The organism is Pseudomonas sp. GW821-FHT03A09, assembly GCF_059421065.1.
In genome coordinates this window covers 103946-121738 of sequence record NZ_JBWKUX010000002.1, presented here as the reverse complement: position 1 = coordinate 121738, position 17793 = coordinate 103946, and the positions used below count along the sequence as shown (strand labels likewise).

Here is a 17793-nt window from a genome sequence, read left to right as displayed (position 1 = left end):
AGCCTTGCCAGTCGTATTCAGGAGTCCTGTGCAATGACGCGCACTCGTAAAATTGTTGTTTGGAGCTGCGCCAGCTTCGCCCTGTTAATCGCCGTGGTGGTGTTGGTTCTGGTGTTCTTCGATTGGAATCGCATCAAACCGCCACTCAATGCCAAAGTTTCCGAAGAGCTGCATCGCCCGTTCGCCATCAACGGCAACCTGGCGGTGGTGTGGGAGCGCGAACCTGATGAAGGTGGTTGGCGCGCCTGGGTGCCATGGCCCCACGTGATCGCCGAAGACCTCACCCTGGGCAACCCCGACTGGTCGAAAAAAACGCAGATGGTCACGCTCAAGAAAGTCGAGCTGCGTATTTCGCCCCTGGCGTTGCTGGTGCAGCGTGTGGTGATCCCGCGCATCGATCTCACTGAGCCGAGTGCCGACTTGCAGCGCCTGGCCGACGGTCGCGCCAACTGGACCTTTAAGTTCGACCCCAAAGACCCGAATGCCGAACCTTCGAATTGGGTGGTGGACATCGGTGCCATTGGCTTCGACAAGGGCCATGTGACCCTCGACGACCAGACCTTGAAGACTCAACTCGACGTCATCATCGAACTCCTGGGCAAACCCATCCCTTTCGGTGAAATCGTCGGCGATGCGGATGCCAAGAAGGCCCTGGAAAAAGGTTCGGCGCCCCAGGACTATGCGTTCGGTCTCAAGGTCAAAGGCCAGTATCACGGCCAGAAACTCGACGGCACCGGCAAGATCGGTGGCCTGCTCGCGTTGCAGGACGCAGCCAAGCCGTTCCCGCTGCAGGCCCAAGTGAAGGTGGCCGATACCAGCATTGCCCTGGCCGGCACCCTCACCGATCCGCTGAACCTGGGTGCCCTGGACCTGCGTCTGAAACTCTCCGGCAGCAGCCTGGGCAACTTGTACCCGCTGACCGGCGTTACCCTGCCGGACTCGCCGGCCTATTCCACCGACGGTCACCTGATCGCCAAGTTGCATGAAGCCAGCGGCGCGTCCTTCCGCTACGAAAACTTCAACGGCAAGATCGGCAACAGCGATATCCACGGCGACCTGGGTTATGTGGCCAGCCAGCCACGGCCAAAACTCAGCGGCGCCTTGATCTCCAACCAACTGTTGATGACCGACCTTGCTCCCTTGATCGGCGCGGACTCCAACGCCAAGCAAAAAGCCCGTGGCGGTGCGAGCAAGCAGCCGGCAACCAAAGTCCTGCCGGTGGAAGAGTTCCGCACCGACCGCTGGCGCGATATGGATGCAGACGTGGAGTTCACTGGCAAACGCATTGTGCACAGCGCCGAGTTGCCCTTTACCGACCTCTACACCCACCTGGTGCTCAACGATGGCCAGCTCAGCCTCGAGCCCCTGCGTTTCGGTGTGGCGGGTGGCAAGCTGGACGCGCAGATTCGCCTGAACGGCCGCACCACGCCGATGGAAGGCCGCGCCAAACTCACCGCGCGCAACTTCAAGCTCAAGCAGTTGTTCCCAACCTTCGAACCGATGAAAACCAGCTTCGGTGAACTCAACGGAGACGCGGATATTTCCGGGCGCGGTAACTCTGTCGCTGCGCTGCTGGGGACCTCCAGTGGCGACCTGAAGATGCTGATCAACGATGGTGCGATCAGCCGTGGCCTGATGGAAATCGCTGGGCTCAACGTGGGCAACTATGTGGTCGGCCGCTTGTTCGGCGACAAGGAAGTGAGGATCAACTGCGCCGCGGCCGACTTCGGGATCAAGACCGGCCTGGCCACCACCCGCCTGTTTGTGTTCGATACCGAGAACGCCATCATCTATATCGATGGCACCGCGAATATGGCGACGGAACAGTTGGACCTGACCATCACGCCGGAGTCGAAAGGCTTCCGCCTGTTCTCACTGCGCTCGCCACTGTACGTGAATGGGCCGTTCATCAAGCCCAATGCCGGTGTGAAGGCGGTGCCGCTGATGTTGCGCGGTGCCGGGATGGTGGCGCTGGGCGTGATCGCCGGGCCGGCTGCTGGCTTGCTGGCTTTGGTCGCACCCAGCGGCGACGCACCGAACCAATGCGCGCCGTTGCTGCAACAGATGAAGGAAGGCAAGGCGCCCAAGACGGTGAAGTAACTGCAGGAACAGAGGGCCAAATGTGGGAGGGGGCTTGCTCCCGATCGCGGTGAATCAGTCAGTACATTTTCCGGCTGACACTCCGCCATCGGGAGCAAGCCCCCTCCCACCATGAGCGCAGTAAGTTCTATCGGATTTCAGCCAGTGTCACTTCCTCTTGCATCCACTGGAAAAACGCTCGCACCGGTGGATGCCGCTCGCGCCCCGGCACGCAAAGGGCGCTGTAACCGGCACCGTCGACACGGACCTGGGATCGGTACGGCACCAGCAAGCCGCTGGCGATACTTTCCGACACGAGGATATTGCTCGCCAGTACCAAGCCCTGGCCGGCAATGGCCGCCTGCAGCGCATAGTGTTCTTCATCGTATTCGCGCAACGGCGATGCCTGGGCCAGCCAGCGTTCCCCGGCTTTCTCGCACCAGGCTTGCCAACCCAGGGCGTAGAGCTTGGAGTTATGCCAGCGCACGCTGATCAATGTCGGCACTTGGGTGCTGGCCAGCTCCACCTGCTCGGGGGAGCCATACACCGCAAAGTGCTCATCGAACAGGCACTGCCCGTACAACTGCGGGTAGTCGCCGAGACTGTAGCGGATCACCAGATCGACGCTGGCATCCTGCTGTAGGTCGACAACTTCGCATCGGGTATCCAGGCGCAGGTTGATATCGGGATGAGCGGCATAGAAGCGGCCCAGGCGGGGCACCAGCCATAGCGCGGCAAAAGCCGGTGTGGTCGACACCGTGAGCTGCCCGGCGCTGCGTTGCGGACGCAAGGTATCCAGGCTTTGCGCCACATCCAGCAAGGCGCCGTGCAGGCTGTGAAACAGCCGTTCACCGCCTTCTGTCAGGCGCACCTGGCGCGGCAGGCGCTCGAACAAGGGCAGGCCGAGCCAGGTTTCCAGTGAGCGGATCTGGTGGGAGACCGCCGTGGGCGTCACGGACAGTTCTTCGGCGGCGGCCTTGAAACTCAATAGGCGCGATGCCGATTCAAATGTGCGCAGGGCGGTCAGGGGCAGTGAGGCGAACATTTGGGCTCCATGGATGAAATAGATTCATCCAGATCAACTATTGCTCATTTGTCGGAAGGGGCGCTCTTTTCTAGATTGTCGAGCAAGAAAGGCGCCAATCAGGTTGCCTGAGTCTACCCCTGAAGGTTTGAACAGATGAAAAAAATGCTTGTGGTTCACGCCAGTCCTCGCGGCGAACGCTCCCACTCCCGGCGCCTGGCCGAGTCGTTTCTCACCGCTTGGCAAACCGCCAACCCCGACGCGCAACTGACCCGCCGTGAAGTCGGCCGGGCCTTTATTCCTCATGTCACCGAAGCCTTCGTCGCGGCGAATTTCTACCCTGAGCCGCAAACGTTGCCGAAGGTGATGAGGGCCGATTTGCAACTGAGCGACGAACTGGTCGGCGAGTTGATCGAACATGACCTGTTGGTGATTTCCATGCCGTTGTACAACTTCGGTGTGCCCAGCGGCCTCAAGGCCTGGATCGACCAAATCGTGCGCTTGGGCCTGACCTTCGACATCACGCAAGACAGCCAGGGCATCGCCCAATACCAGCCGTTGCTCAAGGGCAAGCGTGCCTTGATCATCACCAGCCGTGGCGGTAACGGGTTTGGTCCGGGCGGGGAATTTGAATGGATGAACCACGCTGATCCGCACTTGCGTACGGTGCTGGGTTACATCGGTATCGATGATGTGCGGGTGATTGCCGCCGAGGGTGAGGAGTCGGACAAGAGCGTATTCCTGCGCGCTTGTGACGAGGCCGAGCGCCAGTTGCACGACCTGGCCGGGCATTTCTGAACGGCCTGACGGTCATGGGGCGGTCATATCGATTGGTCTAGGATAGTGTCATCACCTTCCCGATCCGGATATGCGTTCCATGCCCGACTCCCTTGCCACGCGTTACCCCTTGGTGCTGGTGCCCGGCATGTTGGGTTTTGTACGTTTGGGGTGGTTTCCCTACTGGTATGGCATCGTCCCGGCGCTGCGGGCGGGTGGCGCTCAGGTGTTTGCCGTGCAGGTGGCGCCGCTGGATTCCAGCGAGGTACGCGGTGAGCAATTGCTGGCGCACATCGAGCGTATTCGCCTGGAAACGGGGGCCGACAAGGTCAACCTGATCGGCCACAGCCAAGGCTCGCTCACTGCGCGTTATGCGGCGGCCAAGCGACCGGAATGGGTGGCGTCGGTGACGTCGGTGGCGGGGCCTAACCACGGCTCGGAATTGGCCGACCATTTCCACCTTCATTACCCGCCCGACGGTGTAAAGGGCCGAATCGTCAGCGCGCTGTTTCATCTGGTCGCCTGGGTGATGGGTGTGCTGGAAACCGGCTATCGCGGGCCGCGCTTCAAGGCGGATCTGCAAGCCTCTCATCACTCCCTCACCAGCGAAGGTGTGGCGCTGTTCAATCGTCAGTACCCACAAGGGCTGCCGGAGACGTGGGGTGGGCAGGGCCTGGAGGAAGTCAACGGCGTGCGCTATTACTCGTGGTCCGGCACCTTGCAGCCGGGCATCACCGACCGTGGTCGCAACCTGTTCGACGGGAGCAATCGAAGCTGCCGCTTGTTTGCCCGCAGCTTCGTGCGGGAGAAGGGCCAATGCGATGGCATGGTCGGGCGCTACAGCTCACATTTGGGCTTGGTGATAGGCGATGACTACGCCCTCGACCACTTCGATATCGTCAACCAGTCCATGGGGCTGGTGGGCAAGGGCGCCGAGCCGATCAGGCTGTTTGTCGAGCATGCGAGAAGATTAAGAGCTGCCGGGGTGTAGCGGGGAGACCGAGTTATCGTTCATCGCGGGCAAGTCCGTCTCCCACAGGGGATTGCATTCCAAATGTGGGAGACGGGCTTGCCCGCGATAGCGATGGATCAGGCAACACGGGCCTTACCGCTCACCGGTGTGGTCCAACGCTCCGACAGAATCACCCCACCCAACGTCAGCAAACCGCCCACCAGGTGGTACAGCGCCAACTCTTCCTTCAGCACCACCGCTGCAATCAGCGCGGTGATCAACGGCAGCAGGTTGAAAAACAGCGTGGTGCGGCTTGGGCCCAAGGTCTTCACCGAATGCATCCAGGCCAGCGGCGCCAGCATCGAAGCCAACAGGCACGCATACAACACCAGCGGAATATTCGCCCAGCCCAGACCGGTCTTGGCCGAGAAAAGAAACAGCGGGAACAGCACCACCACGGCCACCAGTATCTGTAGATACAGCAGCACCAGCGGCGGCAGGCGCAGCTGCCATTTTTTCAGCAGGGTGCTGTAGACCGCATAGGCGAGGGTGGCTACCAGCATCATGCCGTCGCCCAGGTTGATTCCGTGTTGCAACAGGGCGCCCAGGCTACCGGCCGACACCACCACGACCACGCCGGCAAACGACAGCACTGCGCCGGCCAGTGCGCCGAAGGTGAGACGCTGGCCGAGGCTGATGATCGCGGCGGTCAGCGCCATCAATGGCATCAGCGACAAGATGATGCCCATGTTGGTCGCACTGGTCAGTGACGCGGCGTAGTACGCCAGGCTCTGGTACACCGCCATGCCGAGCACGCCGAGGATGACGACCTTGCCCAGGTTCGGACGGATGTTCGACCAATGGGTGATCACGGGCTTGAGCATGAACGGTGTGAACAACAGTGCCGCCAGCAGCCAGCGGTAAAAGCCGATCTCCGACGGGAAAATCGAGCCCACGGCCAGTTTGTTGACGACGGTGTTGCCGGCCCAGATAAAAATGGCCAGCAGTGGATACGCGTATTGCATTGAGAGAAACCTGGTGTGTTGACGAGGCGGGATTATCCACTGTCTGGATAGAAGCCTATACTGTGATCCAGACAACTGACCTCGATATCCAGACAACATGGCCAGACATACCGTACGCCTTCCGGATTTCCGCCGGCTGCCAAGCCCCGTGTACTTCCGTTACTCCGACTTCGCCCCCGACACCGAGTGCACGCCACACGAACACTTCTGGGGCTCGCTGGATTATTCCGCCAGTGGCGTGATGCGCATGGAAGTGGCCGGCAGCCGCTTCATGTCGCCGCCGCAGTACGCGGTGTGGGTGCCACCGCATACCGAGCACAGCTCTTACAATGCCGAGGCGATTGTTTACCATTCGGTTGGCCTGGCCCCTGAACTCTGCGAGCAACTGCCAGCGCAACCATGCACCCTGGCTATCAGCGACATCCTCAAGGCGATCCTGCGGGATTTCGCCCAGCGCGGCGTCAACATCCCGCAGACCGATGCCGATATCCGCTTGGCCCAAGTGCTGGTGGACCAGCTCAAGCAGGCGCCGATTCACGAGTGCTTCCTGCCTTATGCGCGTCATCCCGGGCTGCTGGGTGTACTGGAAGGCATGCAGGCCGAGCCCGGCGATAATCGGCCGTTGGCGCAATGGGCCGAGCAAGTGCACGTCAGCGAGCGCACCTTGGCGCGGCAATTTGTGCGGGAGTTGGGCATGAGCTTTGGCGAATGGCGCCAGCGCTTGCGTTACCTGGCCGCCATCGAAGCGTTGGACAGCGAGCGCAGCGTGCAGCATGTGGCCTTTGACTTGGGCTACAGCACCGCGTCGGCGTTCATCGCCATGTTCCAGCGTCATGCTGGCTGCACGCCGGAGCAGTACCGCCGATCGAATATCCGCGGACGCTGAAGATGTAACAGGTTTTGGCTACACTGCTCGTAGGCCATGCCCCTTCGGCACGGTAACAGGGAGAAAACTCCATGAAGATGCTGCGTGTTCCGCTGTTGATGATCGGTTTGCTGATGTGTTCTCAAAGCTTTGCCGACACGGCTCAGCAAAACAAAATGACTACCTGTAACGCCGACGCCTCCACCAAGGCGCTCAAGGGCGATGAGCGCAAAGCCTTCATGAGCACCTGCCTCAAGGCTGCTCCGGCGCCGGCCGCCAAGACCCTGACCCCTCAGCAACAAAAGATGAAAGACTGCAATGCCACGGCGAAAACCCAAGCCTTGGCTGGCGACGCGCGCAAGACTTTTATGAGCACTTGCCTGAAGAAGTAATAGCCCCGAGCCATAGAAGGCTGCGACACTCGCACACAGCCCTCTGCTGCCGGGGCGAGTTACCTCGTTCCGGCAGCAACATCCTTTAACGCCGTTCGTTTTGAGGCTGTATGCCAACGTTTTCTCAGCGTCACGTGTTGTTGCTGGTCAGTTGCGTCATCATTTTCGGCGGGCTGCTGTTGGTCCTGCCATTGAAGTTACTGCCCAGCCTGCTGGCCGGTTTGCTGGTGTATGAGCTGGTCAATATGCTCACCCCGCAATTGCAGCGGCTGATCGAAGGGCGACGTGCTCGTTGGCTCGCCGTGGCCTTGCTCGGCACTTTGATCGTTAGCGTGCTGACGCTGATCTTTGCCGGCGCCATCAGCTTCTTGCTCCACGAAGCAGAAAACCCCGGGGCTTCCCTCGACAAATTCATGGGCGTGGTCGACCGCGCGCGCGGCCAGTTGCCGCCGTTCCTCGACGCCTACCTGCCTGCCAGCGCCGCCGAATTCCGCGTGGCCATCGGCGACTGGCTGAGCAAACACCTGAGCGAACTGCAACTGGTCGGCAAAGACGCCGCCCACATGTTCGTCACCTTGTTGATCGGCATGGTGCTCGGCGCGATCATCGCCCTGCAACGCGTGCCCGACCTGACCAAGCGAAAACCCCTGGCCGCCGCGCTGTTCGACCGCTTGCACCTGCTGGTCCAGGCCTTTCGCAACATTGTCTTCGCCCAGATCAAGATCGCCGCGCTCAACACGGCCTTCACGGCGGTATTTCTCGCCGTGGTGTTGCCGCTGTGTGGGATTCACCTGCCGCTGACCAAGACCCTGATCGTGCTGACCTTCCTGGTGGGCCTGCTACCGGTGATCGGCAACCTGATCTCCAACACCCTGATCACCATCGTGGCGCTGTCTATTTCGATTTGGGTGGCGGTGGCGGCGTTGGGCTATTTGATCGTGATCCACAAGATTGAGTACTTCCTCAATGCGCGCATTGTGGGCGGGCAGATCAGTGCCAAGTCTTGGGAGCTGTTGCTGGCGATGCTGGTGTTTGAGGCTGCATTCGGCCTGCCGGGAGTGGTGGCGGGGCCGATTTATTACGCCTACCTCAAGAGTGAGTTGAAACTTGGGGGGATGGTTTAAGCCTTGTGTTGTCTGTGCCGGCCTCATCGGGGGCAAGCCCCCTCCCACATTCGACCGCATTTCAAAGTTGGAACTCGGTCAAGTGTGGGAGGGGGCTTGCCCCCGATTGGGTCACCACAGCCTCAGCTAAAACTCAGTAGCCGTACCGCTTGCTGGCCTCAATCGCCAGACCACTACCAATACTGCCAAAGATATTGCCTTCCACATGCCGCGCATTCGGCAGCATCGCCGACACGCTGTGGCGCAGTGCCGGAATGCCGCTGGAACCACCGGTAAAGAACACCGTGTCTACCTGCTCTACGCTCACCGAGGCGTCATTGAGCAATTGCGTGACGCTGCCGCGCACGCGTTCCAACAGGCTGTCGATAGATGACTCGAACAGTGCCCGGCTGAGGTCCACGCTCAGGCCCGCTTCGATACGGTCCAGTGCCACATGGCGGTTGTCTGTGTGGGTCAGCTGGATCTTGGTCTCTTCCACTTCCATCGCCAGCCAGTGCCCGGCGCGCTGTTCGATCAGTTTGAACAGGCGGTCGATGCCCCCGGTGTCTTCAATGTCGTAGCGCATGCTGCCCAGCGCGATCTGGGATTTCTGCGAGTACACCGAGTTGATGGTGTGCCAGGTGGCCAGGTTCATGTGGTGGCTGGTGGGCATGTAGGCGCCGCTCTTCATGCGGCTGCCGTAGCCGAACAGCGGCATCATGCCGTTCAGCGAGAGCTGTTTGTCGAAGTCGGTGCCGCCGATGTGTACGCCGCCTGTGGCGAGGATGTCGTCGTGACGGTTGTCGTTGTGGCGACGGTCCGGCGACAGACGTACCAGCGAGAAGTCCGAAGTACCCCCGCCGATGTCGACGATCAGCACCAGCTCTTCTTTCTGGATGGTGGACTCGTAGTCGAACGCCGCCGCGATCGGCTCGTACTGGAACGAGATGTCCTTGAAGCCGATCTTGCGCGCCACGTCCACCAGGGTGTTCTCGGCTTCCTGGTCGGCCAGCGGGTCGTCATCGACGAAAAACACCGGGCGGCCCAGCACCACTTCTTCGAACTCACGGCCGGCGTTGGCTTCGGCGCGGCTCTTGAGCTGGCCGATAAACAGTGCCAGCAGGTCGGTGAATGGCATCGCGGTGCCGAGTACGCTGGTGTCGTGTTTGATCAGTTTGGAACCCAGCAGGCTCTTGAGCGAGCGCATCAGGCGGCCTTCGTAGTTTTCCAGGTACTCATGCAGCGCCAGGCGACCGTACACCGGACGGCGCTCCTCGAAGTTGAAGAACACCACCGACGGCAGGGTGATCTTGTCGTCCTCCAGCGCGATGAGCGTCTCCTCGCCGGGGCGAATCCAACCGACGGTGGAGTTGGACGTGCCAAAGTCGATGCCGCAGGCACGGGCTGGGGATGGGCTGTTCATGTCTATCGGGTTCCGGTCGAAAAACGGCCGCGCAGTGTATGCCAGTCGAAGGCGGATGCGTAGGCCGGTTATCCGTAAATAGCGCTTGAAAGTGCCGGATTTGCCCCCACATCAGGTGCATACGGCAAGCGCCGATAACACTTTGACGTACTCCCAGGCCACAAGACTCAACAAGTGCAAACCAGCGCACGTTGTGCCCCGGACGGTGCGATCTCGATTTAGGATGGTGAACCGCCGATGGATTTCAAAGATTACTACAAGATATTGGGTGTCGAGCCGAGCGCCGATGACAAGGAAATCAAGGCCGCCTATCGCAAGCTCGCGCGTAAATATCACCCGGATGTGAGCAAGGAAAAAGACGCCGAAGAGAAATTCAAGGACGCGTCCGAAGCCTACGAGGCGCTCAAAAGTGCCGACAAACGCGCCGAATACGACGAACTGCGCAAGTATGGCCAGCATGGTCAGCCGTTCCAGGGGCCACCAGGCTGGCAGAGCCGTGGCGGCTTTGGCGGCGGTCAGGATGCGGGTGACTTCTCGGACTTCTTCAGCTCGATTTTCGGGTCGCGGGGCGACGCGTTCGGCGGTGGCCAGCGCCGTAGCGCCGGGCGTAAAGGCCAGGACGTGGAGATGCAACTGACGGTGTCCCTTGAGGAGACGCTGGCCACCGAGTCCAAGCAGATCAGCTTCCAGGTGCCGCAATACGACGCCTCGGGCCGTCACGTCAGCAACACCACCAAGAGCCTGAACGTGAAGATCCCCGCCGGCGTGGCCGACGGCGAGCGCATCCGCCTCAAGGCCCAGGGCGCGCCGGGCATTGGCGGCGGGGCCAATGGCGATCTGTACCTGATCATCAAGTTTGCGCCGCACTCCAAGTTCGAAGTGGACGGCGAAAACCTGATCATCAACCTGCCGGTGGCGCCGTGGGAGCTGGCACTGGGCACGGAAGTGGCGGTGCCGACCCTGACCGGCAAGATCAACCTCAAGGTGCCCGCCGGCAGCCAGAACGGCCAGCGCATGCGCGCCAAGGGTCATGGTTTGCTGAACAAGGCCGGGGTGCGCGGTTTCCTGTACATCCAGCTCAAGGCCGTGATGCCCAAGCAGGCCGATGACGAGACCATTGCGCTGTGGCAGGAACTGGCGAAAAAGGCCGCGTTCAACCCGCGGGAAAACTTCTGAAAGTAGCGGTGAGGCGCTAACTATCTAGCGCTGATCGACCCATCGGCCATGATGTGCTGATGCTCCATTTGAAAGGAGCAACATCATGGCCGATCTTCTCTCCACCGCCGGCCCCCGGCCAGCGGCCACGCTTAGTATTCACCGCGACTTCCTCGAAAGCGCGAGCCCCGATTGGCTGGTCAATGCCACGCCTGAGCGGCGTGCCCAGCTCAAAGCCACGCCCGCGCCAGTGCCGGACTGGTATCAACAGGCATTACTGGCACAACGCCAGGTACTGAACGAAAAAACCATCGCCAGCTTCACCGCGCAAACTGCCCTCGACAAGGCCATGAAGCCGCTGCAAGACATCGACACCTTTGCCAAGCCTCTGTTGGTCAAAGCGCTGCAGGAGCAGTTCAAGGTGCAGTTGGATGTAAACAAGACGATCCTTCAATTGCGTACGCGGGTCGAAGTCAGACTGCCTGTTGTCACCTATCGCACCTTTGACGTGGTGCGCTTGCCTCTGCTACAGGCGGCGCTGCATAACTTTGAAGAGTGGGAATGCAAGGCCGGGGCGTTCGATGCGTCGTCGGGGTTTGTTGTCGAGGCAACGCAGGCGGACACCTTCGAGGCGGTCAATACCTCACTGACCGTTGCGCAATTTACCGGGCTGTGCCGATCGCTGGATATTGGCGCGCAATATCAGCGCTATCTCAAAGACTTCGTGCACCCCAAGGATTCGGTGACCGAGCAAGCGTTGCGACACAAATTCAGTGCTGCACGCAAGGCCGACCTGGCGGCGGCGGCGGAGCAGGCGCTGCTGACAAAAGATATCGGGCCGGATGACTACCGGATGCTTGTCTCGGTGATCAATGGCGAAAACCATCCGTGGATGGGCACGCGGCAAGTGTGGTTCCGCGACTTGGGGCTGATGAGAAGCCGCATGACCGGCTGCATAGCCTTTGTGATTTGCGAGATTCGCCGCTACACCAATGACCTGATCCTTTACATCCCCCATGACCCGCATCACCCGTTGAAACGCGTCACCTACGACCAGATGCAAGCAATCTTCAAGGAGCGTTTCACTGCGCGAGATACCTCGGCGCCCGATGATGGCAGCCCGACGGCGTATCAACGTTTTTTCAGCCGGTTCGTCAGGTACGGTGACTTGCCTGGGTATTTCGGTGAGCTCACCGACGTGACGCCGGCGCCTGGGTCCGTTGCCGGTATGAAGCCTTATTTTCCATTGCTGGATGATTTCCTCAGGGGCTTGAATCCGTTTTCGGTATTCATCCCCGTGCGTGACGTGCCACCCGACCCGGCGCCGATCAAGCGGTCTAGACCAGACCCGTTCCTCAATGTTGGAACGATGAATCAAAAAGGTACGGTGTGGTGGGACGATAACCTTGACCTCTGGGACTACCTCTTCGAACAGCACCGCGACAAGCTGCTTGCCGATGCCCGTAGCCATGCGGTGCCCACCGCAGATGTGGACGCGCGAGTACGTTCCGAGAAGTTCGCCAAGCTGCTGAGTATCGGCTTTATGGCGTTGAACGTAGTGTCCATGTTTGTGCCGGTGTTGGGTGAAGTGATGATGGTGGTGATGGCCGGTCAGTTGCTGTACGAAACCTTGGAGGGTTCCATCGAATGGGCTGAAGGCGACCGCCGGGCGGCCAAGGGGCACCTGGTGGATGTGGCGGAGAACCTGGCGTTTTTGGCGGTGATGGCCGGCGGCGCAAAACTCCTGCCCAAAGTGATCGCGGTCAAGCCCGAGCCGGTGATCGAAAGCCTTGATCCTGTGACCCTACCGAACGGTCAGCAGCGCTTGTGGCGTGCCGACCTGTCTGGTTATGAAAGCCCCGTCAACTTGCCAGTAGATGTCGCTCCCAATCCGGCGGGCGAATATCAACACGCAGGCAACAGCTATATTCGCCAGTCCGGCAAGCACTATGAAAAGACCTTTGATTCATCCCTCAACCGTTGGCGGATCAAGCACCCCACGGACACTGCTGCCTACCAGCCGCCGCTGAGCCATAACGGTAGCGGTGCCTGGCGCCATACCCTGGAGCGGCCGCAGACCTGGGACCGCTTGACGCTGATGCAGCGTCTCGGCCCGGTGACGGAGGACTTAAGCAACGAGCAACTGCTGAAAATCGCCGATATCAGTGGCATCAGCGACGCGACGTTGCGCCAGGTGCATCTGGATAACACCACGCCGCCCGCACCTTTGGCCGATGCCTTGCGGCTGTTCAACGCCGATCAGGATGTGGCCCGGGTTATCGAGCAGGTCGGTACCGGCCAGGCCGTGGACGGTCGCTATCTGTATTCCTTGCCACTGATCACGGAAATGCCGCGCTGGCCGATGGGCCGTGTACTGGAGGTATTCGACGAGCCAAGCTTCAGCGGTCCCGCCCAGCGTTATGGCGTCGAGCGTTTGTATCATGGGGTCAAGCTCAAGGCGCCGATTCGTATCAGCCGCGCCGACGTTCTGAGCAGCCAGTTACCCGCGAGTATCCTGGCGGCCCTCGATGAGTCTGAAATCGTTGCCATGCTCGGCGGCGAATCGGCACGGGTGGTCGCCAACCGGCCACAGGAGTTGCGCAAGCAACTGACCGACTATGCCCGTACCCGCCAACCGGCGCTGTTTGACAGCCTCTACAAAGGCACCGAATTACCCGACCCTTACGTGGCCAAGCTGCAACGGCTGTACCCGGGGCTCAGTGAACACGCCGCGCGAAGCGTGTTGGCCGATGCTGATAGCGAACAACTGGGCCGCTTCCGGAGCTCCGGCCGCGTGCCCCTGGCCATGCAGGAAAACGCCCACTGGCAGGTGCGTCAGGGCCGCATGGGGCACGCCTATGCCGGCCTGCACATGGAAAACCTGGTCTCGGCCGACAGCAAACGCCTGGCCCTGCACACCCTGGAAAAATTGCCTGGATGGTCTGACCAACTGCGCCTTGAGGTGCGCGATGGCGCTATCAGCGGCCCATTACTCGATAGCATCGGCAGTGAAACGGCCGTGCAAACCAAGTATCTGGTCAAGCGTGGGCCGCAGTACCAGGCATTTAATGAGCGGGGCGAGGAACTCAACAGTGTGCCGCGCCATGGCGACAACTTCTACGCCTCGCTGATGCACGCTATGCCTGACCAGGCCCGCCATGCGCTGGGCCTGCCGCACGTAGGGCAGAGCCTGGAACTGCGCCGTGCGATCATCGACTACGCTACCGAGCATCGTGCGGCGTCGACGGATATCGTTGAGGGCGCGTCGCACCGTCAACGCTGGTTCAAGCCGCCGCAAAGGATTTCGCGGACGCAGGTGGGATACCCGGCCAGTGGTCGGGGCCAGGGTGGTTCGCCGTCGTTGGTCAGCCGTGTGCAGGACGTTTATCCGCAAATGACGGATGGCCAGGCCAACGGGTTTATCTTCACGCAAATGCTCGCAGGCAAGACCGACGCACAGATCTTCACCCTGCTCAACAATCGCATGAGCGAATGGCGACAACTGGAGTCGACGCTCAATGTCTGGCAGATGACCGAATCGACAGACCCTTTTATTCGACAGTATTCGATACTGGATTCACGCCCCGCTATGGCGCAAGCGCTCAAGGCCAGCTGGCGCAATGCGCCGTTGGCCGAACTGCCGGGGCTTGACCAGCTCAACCTGTCGGGTGACGCCTCGCTGCCGGAGCTGAGCGCGGACTTTTCTCATGTCCGTACCTTGAGTATCAGTGGCCGTGGGGTGATTGAAGGGCATATCGACCGGGTGCTGGGGTACTTTCCTCAGGTGCAGGATCTGACCCTGCGCGGGGCTAGTACGTCACTCTCAAGTGTGCCCAAGGCGCTGGAACGGATGTCGGGGCTGAAGCGACTGAAAATAGTCTCAGATACGGAACTGGCCGCCGATGAGCTGGCAAGATTGGAAGCCATGACCAGCCTTGAAATACTGGAAGTGCACTCGACACTCAGTTCATCACGGCCGCTGGATGTCAGCCGCTTGACCAAGCTGCGCAGCTTGATGCTGTCGGGCGGCGGACAACGGGCTTTCCCCCTTGGGGCCATGGGACTTCCCGAGTTGCAACGCCTGGACTTGAAACACGCATCCATCGACCAGCTACCGGCCGAGTTATTTGCCCCGGGCGGTGAGCAGCATTGGTCAAAATTGTCGGTGAATTGGTCGATTTTCAATCGCGAACGCTTCAAGACAGCGTATGACTATGTGCGCAGCCACCCTGAACACCTGATGGATCAGGACGAAATGGTTCGTGAGTATTGCAACGGCGTCCTCAGCGATGGGTTGGGTCGAACACGTAACCTCAGTACACCGTTCAGCGGGCCACTCAATGCCTTGTTCTTCGAGCGCTGGAGCACCGCTCAAGCGCAGTTTGACGCGATTGAGGCGCTGAGTACCGAATACGCGCAATTGACCGACAGTCTTGACCACTGGGCTATCGGGCGCTCGGCAAGCCCCGAGGGTTTCAATCGCTCGTCAATCGCCTACACACTGCGCACGATCTGGAACGAGGGCCTCCTGCAACGATACGGCCTCCCCCAGTCGGCCACTTTGACCCTGCCGGGGGCGACAGTCAGCGAGTTGCCAATCCTACCGACCACCGGCTTCGAACATGTGACGGCTTTGCACTTGCAAAACGCGCGGGTGCCTTCATCGCAGATGAGTCGCTTCATTCGTGGTTTCAGCGGTGTGCAGCGCCTCGACGTCAGCGGCAGCAGCCTCACCGAGTTGGTGCTCGCGCAAGGTGAATGGCCCGCGCTGGAGCATCTGAACCTGAGTAATAACGCGCTTGAGCGCCTGGATGTAAGCGGGCTGGAGCAACTGCGTTCCCTGGGGCTGCGCGGCACTGCGTTGACCACCTGGCCAACCGGAGCGGAACACCTGCCGCATCTGATCTGGCTGGACCTGCGCGACACGCGGCTGACGCAACTGCCGGCTGCGGCACTGGCCCAGGATCGCCTGGTGCTCGATACGCACCTGGCCGGTGTGCCTTTGAGCCCGCAGGGCCAGGCAGACCTTACGCTGGCGCGGCAGCGCGTCGAGCAGGTGTTGGGCCTGGATGACGCAACGCTGAGCCGGTTTGAACAGCAGGCATTCCCCGATGTGTTTCCGCCTGGCGAGAGTGGCAGTGACCTTGCGCGCCAGTTGCTTGCGGTGCCGGTTGACAACCCGGTCGAAGCGGCGCTGACGCGGCGTTTGAATGGCTGGCTATTCACCCGCCGCTATACGCTGGGGCGTGATCTGGAAGTGTCATCCAGCACCCGCAAGATCGCCGCATCGCGTCTCTTGGAGAGCTGGCGCAACAGCCTTGCCGGTGCTGTCGGAGCAGCGGGCAATGGGCTGGAATTCCATGGTCTGGTGCTGGGCGAGCTGCCGGAGTTACCTGTGGTGTTCGAGCATATCGAGCGCCTTAACTTGAGTGGCGTACAGATCACCGGGCAAGGTTCCAACGGTTTTCTCAGCGCTTTTCCGAACCTCAGTTCCCTGGTGCTCAACAGCAACCCCCTGGGTGTATTGCCGAGTGCTTTGAACGGCATGGCCAGGTTGGAGCGGTTGGGGTTGTCAGGGGGCGGTATCAGTGATCCAGAGCTGATGTATCCCACCCTGCGTAACCTTGCACAACTGCACTGGCTGGACGTGAGCTATTGCGGTCTGGACACTTTCCGGCTTGACGCGCTGGGCACCGTTGAGGAACTCAACCTGAGCAACAACGAGCTGACGAGTTGGCCGCAAGGTACGCTGCAAGCCACTGCGCTACATTCTTTGGATTTGAGTAGTAATGAGCTTTCTTCTATTCCGCAAGGGGCATTGGAGGGTGAGCATGATGCACTGATGGACGGTGTCGATCTGTCCGATAACTTCAACTTACCGCTGGATGACCTTTACCGCCTGCAGGCGTATGCCGAACGCATCTCAAGTAACCGGGCGCTGGGGTTCAGCAGCGCGGACGTGCAGCAACTGATCAATGACCTGGAACACCCGCAGCCGAGCAGCGACGAGGAGGGCAGTATCGATGCCGCTCCCGTGCTGCCCGATGAGGTACTGGGCGACGCGCATACTGATCCGGCGTTTCGCGAGCCCTGGTTGAAAAACCTGCCTCCCGATGAACAAACCAGTCGCATTGCGCTCTGGGATCAACTGGCGCACGAGCCGGATAACGCCGCGTTCTTCAATCTGTTGTCGCTGTTGCCGCAGACCAAGGAATTCGACGCGGCCCGTGCCTCCCTGACCAAGCGGGTGTGGCGGGTGATGGATGCGGCCGCCAGTGATACCGAATTGCGTCAAACCCTGTTTGGCATGTCCGGCTCTCATGGCACCTGTACTGATGGGCGCATCCTCACATTCAGTGGTCTGGAAATCAAAGTCCTGGAGTTCGAGACGTTGGTTGGTATCGACCCCACCGACTTGCCACGCAAGGGGCCTGTTCTGTTGAAATTGTCGCGCAACCTGTTTCGCCTGGAACAGGTGGAAAAACTCGCCGACCGCCACATCCGGCCCAACTCCGATGCGGCTGAAGTGCGCCTGCAATACCTGATTGGCCTGCGACGTCGCTTGGATTTGGAGGGTGTTCCGGAAAAGATGCGTTATGCCATTCCGATCAGCGGAGCTGGCATGGAAGAAGAGGCCAAGGCCATTGAGACGTTGGAAAAAACCGACGCTTTCCATGAAAACCTGATCAGCCGTGACTACTGGGTGGACTACCTAAAGGAGCGATACCCCGAGGATGTTATTGCCCTTGAACAAAGAAAAGCGCAGCAACGTGACGCGCTTGAGGATGCCTATACGAGTGTTACCGACGAGGGTTACCTCACCGCCTTGCAAGCGCAGGAATACCAACTGCAAGCCGATGAAACACAAACCTTGATGGCTCTGTCGCGCCGGGCGGATCGGGTGTTGAATCCGGCGGCGTACACGCAGAGTCAACCCGGGACTTCCTCGGGTTCAGGAGGCATGTCGACAACTTAACGACCTACCGCTTTGAGCACTG

Annotated in this window: 11 protein-coding genes; 8 read left to right on the top strand and 3 right to left on the bottom strand. The window is 60.4% G+C overall.

All coding sequences use genetic code 11. From position 1 onward, the window contains the following. Positions 1–33 precede the first annotated feature (33 nt). Complete coding sequence (locus AC07V4_RS03365) at positions 34–2100, top strand: AsmA family protein (RefSeq protein ID WP_492637274.1); 2067 nt, start codon at positions 34–36, stop codon at positions 2098–2100. Positions 2101–2227: 127 nt separating this feature from the next. Here AC07V4_RS03365 and AC07V4_RS03360 read toward each other — a convergent pair whose 3' ends face one another. Further along, on the bottom strand, positions 2228–3124 hold the full coding sequence (locus tag AC07V4_RS03360; protein WP_492637273.1) for a LysR substrate-binding domain-containing protein: 897 nt from the start codon (positions 3122–3124) through the stop codon (positions 2228–2230). 135 nt (positions 3125–3259) lie between these two features. Here AC07V4_RS03360 and AC07V4_RS03355 point away from each other — a divergent pair, with 135 nt between their 5' ends. Together AC07V4_RS03355 and AC07V4_RS03350 are read left to right on the top strand one after the other, a co-directional pair. Next, positions 3260–3901 (top strand): FMN-dependent NADH-azoreductase, encoded by a 642-nt coding sequence (locus AC07V4_RS03355; RefSeq protein ID WP_492637272.1) that lies wholly within the window; start codon positions 3260–3262, stop codon positions 3899–3901. 79 nt (positions 3902–3980) lie between these two features. Further along, a complete protein-coding gene (locus AC07V4_RS03350) occupies positions 3981–4871 on the top strand; it encodes an esterase/lipase family protein (RefSeq protein WP_492637271.1) in 891 nt (296 codons plus the stop codon). A 98-nt stretch (positions 4872–4969) separates the two neighbouring features. Here the strand turns inward: AC07V4_RS03350 and AC07V4_RS03345 are convergent, their stop codons facing one another. After that, positions 4970–5857: a DMT family transporter gene (locus AC07V4_RS03345; protein WP_492637270.1), complete on the bottom strand. Its 888-nt coding sequence runs from the start codon at positions 5855–5857 to the stop codon at positions 4970–4972. 97 nt (positions 5858–5954) lie between these two features. Between AC07V4_RS03345 and AC07V4_RS03340 the strand changes: the two genes are divergently transcribed. The 3 genes from AC07V4_RS03340 (at position 5955) to AC07V4_RS03330 (ending at position 8238) form a co-directional block, all read left to right on the top strand. Next, positions 5955–6743, top strand: coding sequence for an AraC family transcriptional regulator (locus AC07V4_RS03340; protein WP_492637269.1), 789 nt, complete (start codon positions 5955–5957; stop codon positions 6741–6743). 71 nt (positions 6744–6814) lie between these two features. Further along, positions 6815–7114: a PsiF family protein gene (locus tag AC07V4_RS03335; protein WP_492637268.1), complete on the top strand. Its 300-nt coding sequence runs from the start codon at positions 6815–6817 to the stop codon at positions 7112–7114. A gap of 110 nt (positions 7115–7224) precedes the next feature. Next, a complete protein-coding gene (locus tag AC07V4_RS03330; protein ID WP_492637267.1) occupies positions 7225–8238 on the top strand; it encodes an AI-2E family transporter in 1014 nt (337 codons plus the stop codon). 133 nt (positions 8239–8371) lie between these two features. On the opposite strand, the gene AC07V4_RS03325 is transcribed toward AC07V4_RS03330, so the two are convergent. Then, complete coding sequence (locus tag AC07V4_RS03325) at positions 8372–9640, bottom strand: Hsp70 family protein (protein ID WP_492637266.1); 1269 nt, start codon at positions 9638–9640, stop codon at positions 8372–8374. A gap of 237 nt (positions 9641–9877) precedes the next feature. Here AC07V4_RS03325 and AC07V4_RS03320 point away from each other — a divergent pair, with 237 nt between their 5' ends. Both AC07V4_RS03320 and AC07V4_RS03315 read left to right on the top strand, forming a co-directional pair. Next, entirely contained in the window at positions 9878–10816 is a 939-nt protein-coding gene (locus AC07V4_RS03320) for a DnaJ C-terminal domain-containing protein (RefSeq protein ID WP_492637265.1), read from the top strand. An 85-nt stretch (positions 10817–10901) separates the two neighbouring features. Further along, positions 10902–17771: an NEL-type E3 ubiquitin ligase domain-containing protein gene (locus AC07V4_RS03315; protein ID WP_492637264.1), complete on the top strand. Its 6870-nt coding sequence runs from the start codon at positions 10902–10904 to the stop codon at positions 17769–17771. Positions 17772–17793 lie beyond the last annotated feature (22 nt).

Excerpts from the sequence above, each read along its gene's own strand:
- AC07V4_RS03315 (WP_492637264.1), top strand. The coding sequence starts at position 10,902 with ATGGCCGATCTTCTCTCCACCGCCGGCCCCCGGCCAGCGGCCACGCTT.
- AC07V4_RS03335 (WP_492637268.1), top strand. The coding sequence starts at position 6,815 with ATGAAGATGCTGCGTGTTCCGCTGTTGATGATCGGTTTGCTGATGTGT.
- AC07V4_RS03340 (WP_492637269.1), top strand. The coding sequence starts at position 5,955 with ATGGCCAGACATACCGTACGCCTTCCGGATTTCCGCCGGCTGCCAAGC.
- AC07V4_RS03360 (WP_492637273.1), bottom strand. The coding sequence starts at position 3,124 with ATGTTCGCCTCACTGCCCCTGACCGCCCTGCGCACATTTGAATCGGCA.
- AC07V4_RS03330 (WP_492637267.1), top strand. The coding sequence starts at position 7,225 with ATGCCAACGTTTTCTCAGCGTCACGTGTTGTTGCTGGTCAGTTGCGTC.
- AC07V4_RS03325 (WP_492637266.1), bottom strand. The coding sequence starts at position 9,640 with ATGAACAGCCCATCCCCAGCCCGTGCCTGCGGCATCGACTTTGGCACG.
- AC07V4_RS03350 (WP_492637271.1), top strand. The coding sequence starts at position 3,981 with ATGCCCGACTCCCTTGCCACGCGTTACCCCTTGGTGCTGGTGCCCGGC.
- AC07V4_RS03365 (WP_492637274.1), top strand. The coding sequence starts at position 34 with ATGACGCGCACTCGTAAAATTGTTGTTTGGAGCTGCGCCAGCTTCGCC.
- AC07V4_RS03320 (WP_492637265.1), top strand. The coding sequence starts at position 9,878 with ATGGATTTCAAAGATTACTACAAGATATTGGGTGTCGAGCCGAGCGCC.
- AC07V4_RS03345 (WP_492637270.1), bottom strand. The coding sequence starts at position 5,857 with ATGCAATACGCGTATCCACTGCTGGCCATTTTTATCTGGGCCGGCAAC.
- AC07V4_RS03355 (WP_492637272.1), top strand. The coding sequence starts at position 3,260 with ATGAAAAAAATGCTTGTGGTTCACGCCAGTCCTCGCGGCGAACGCTCC.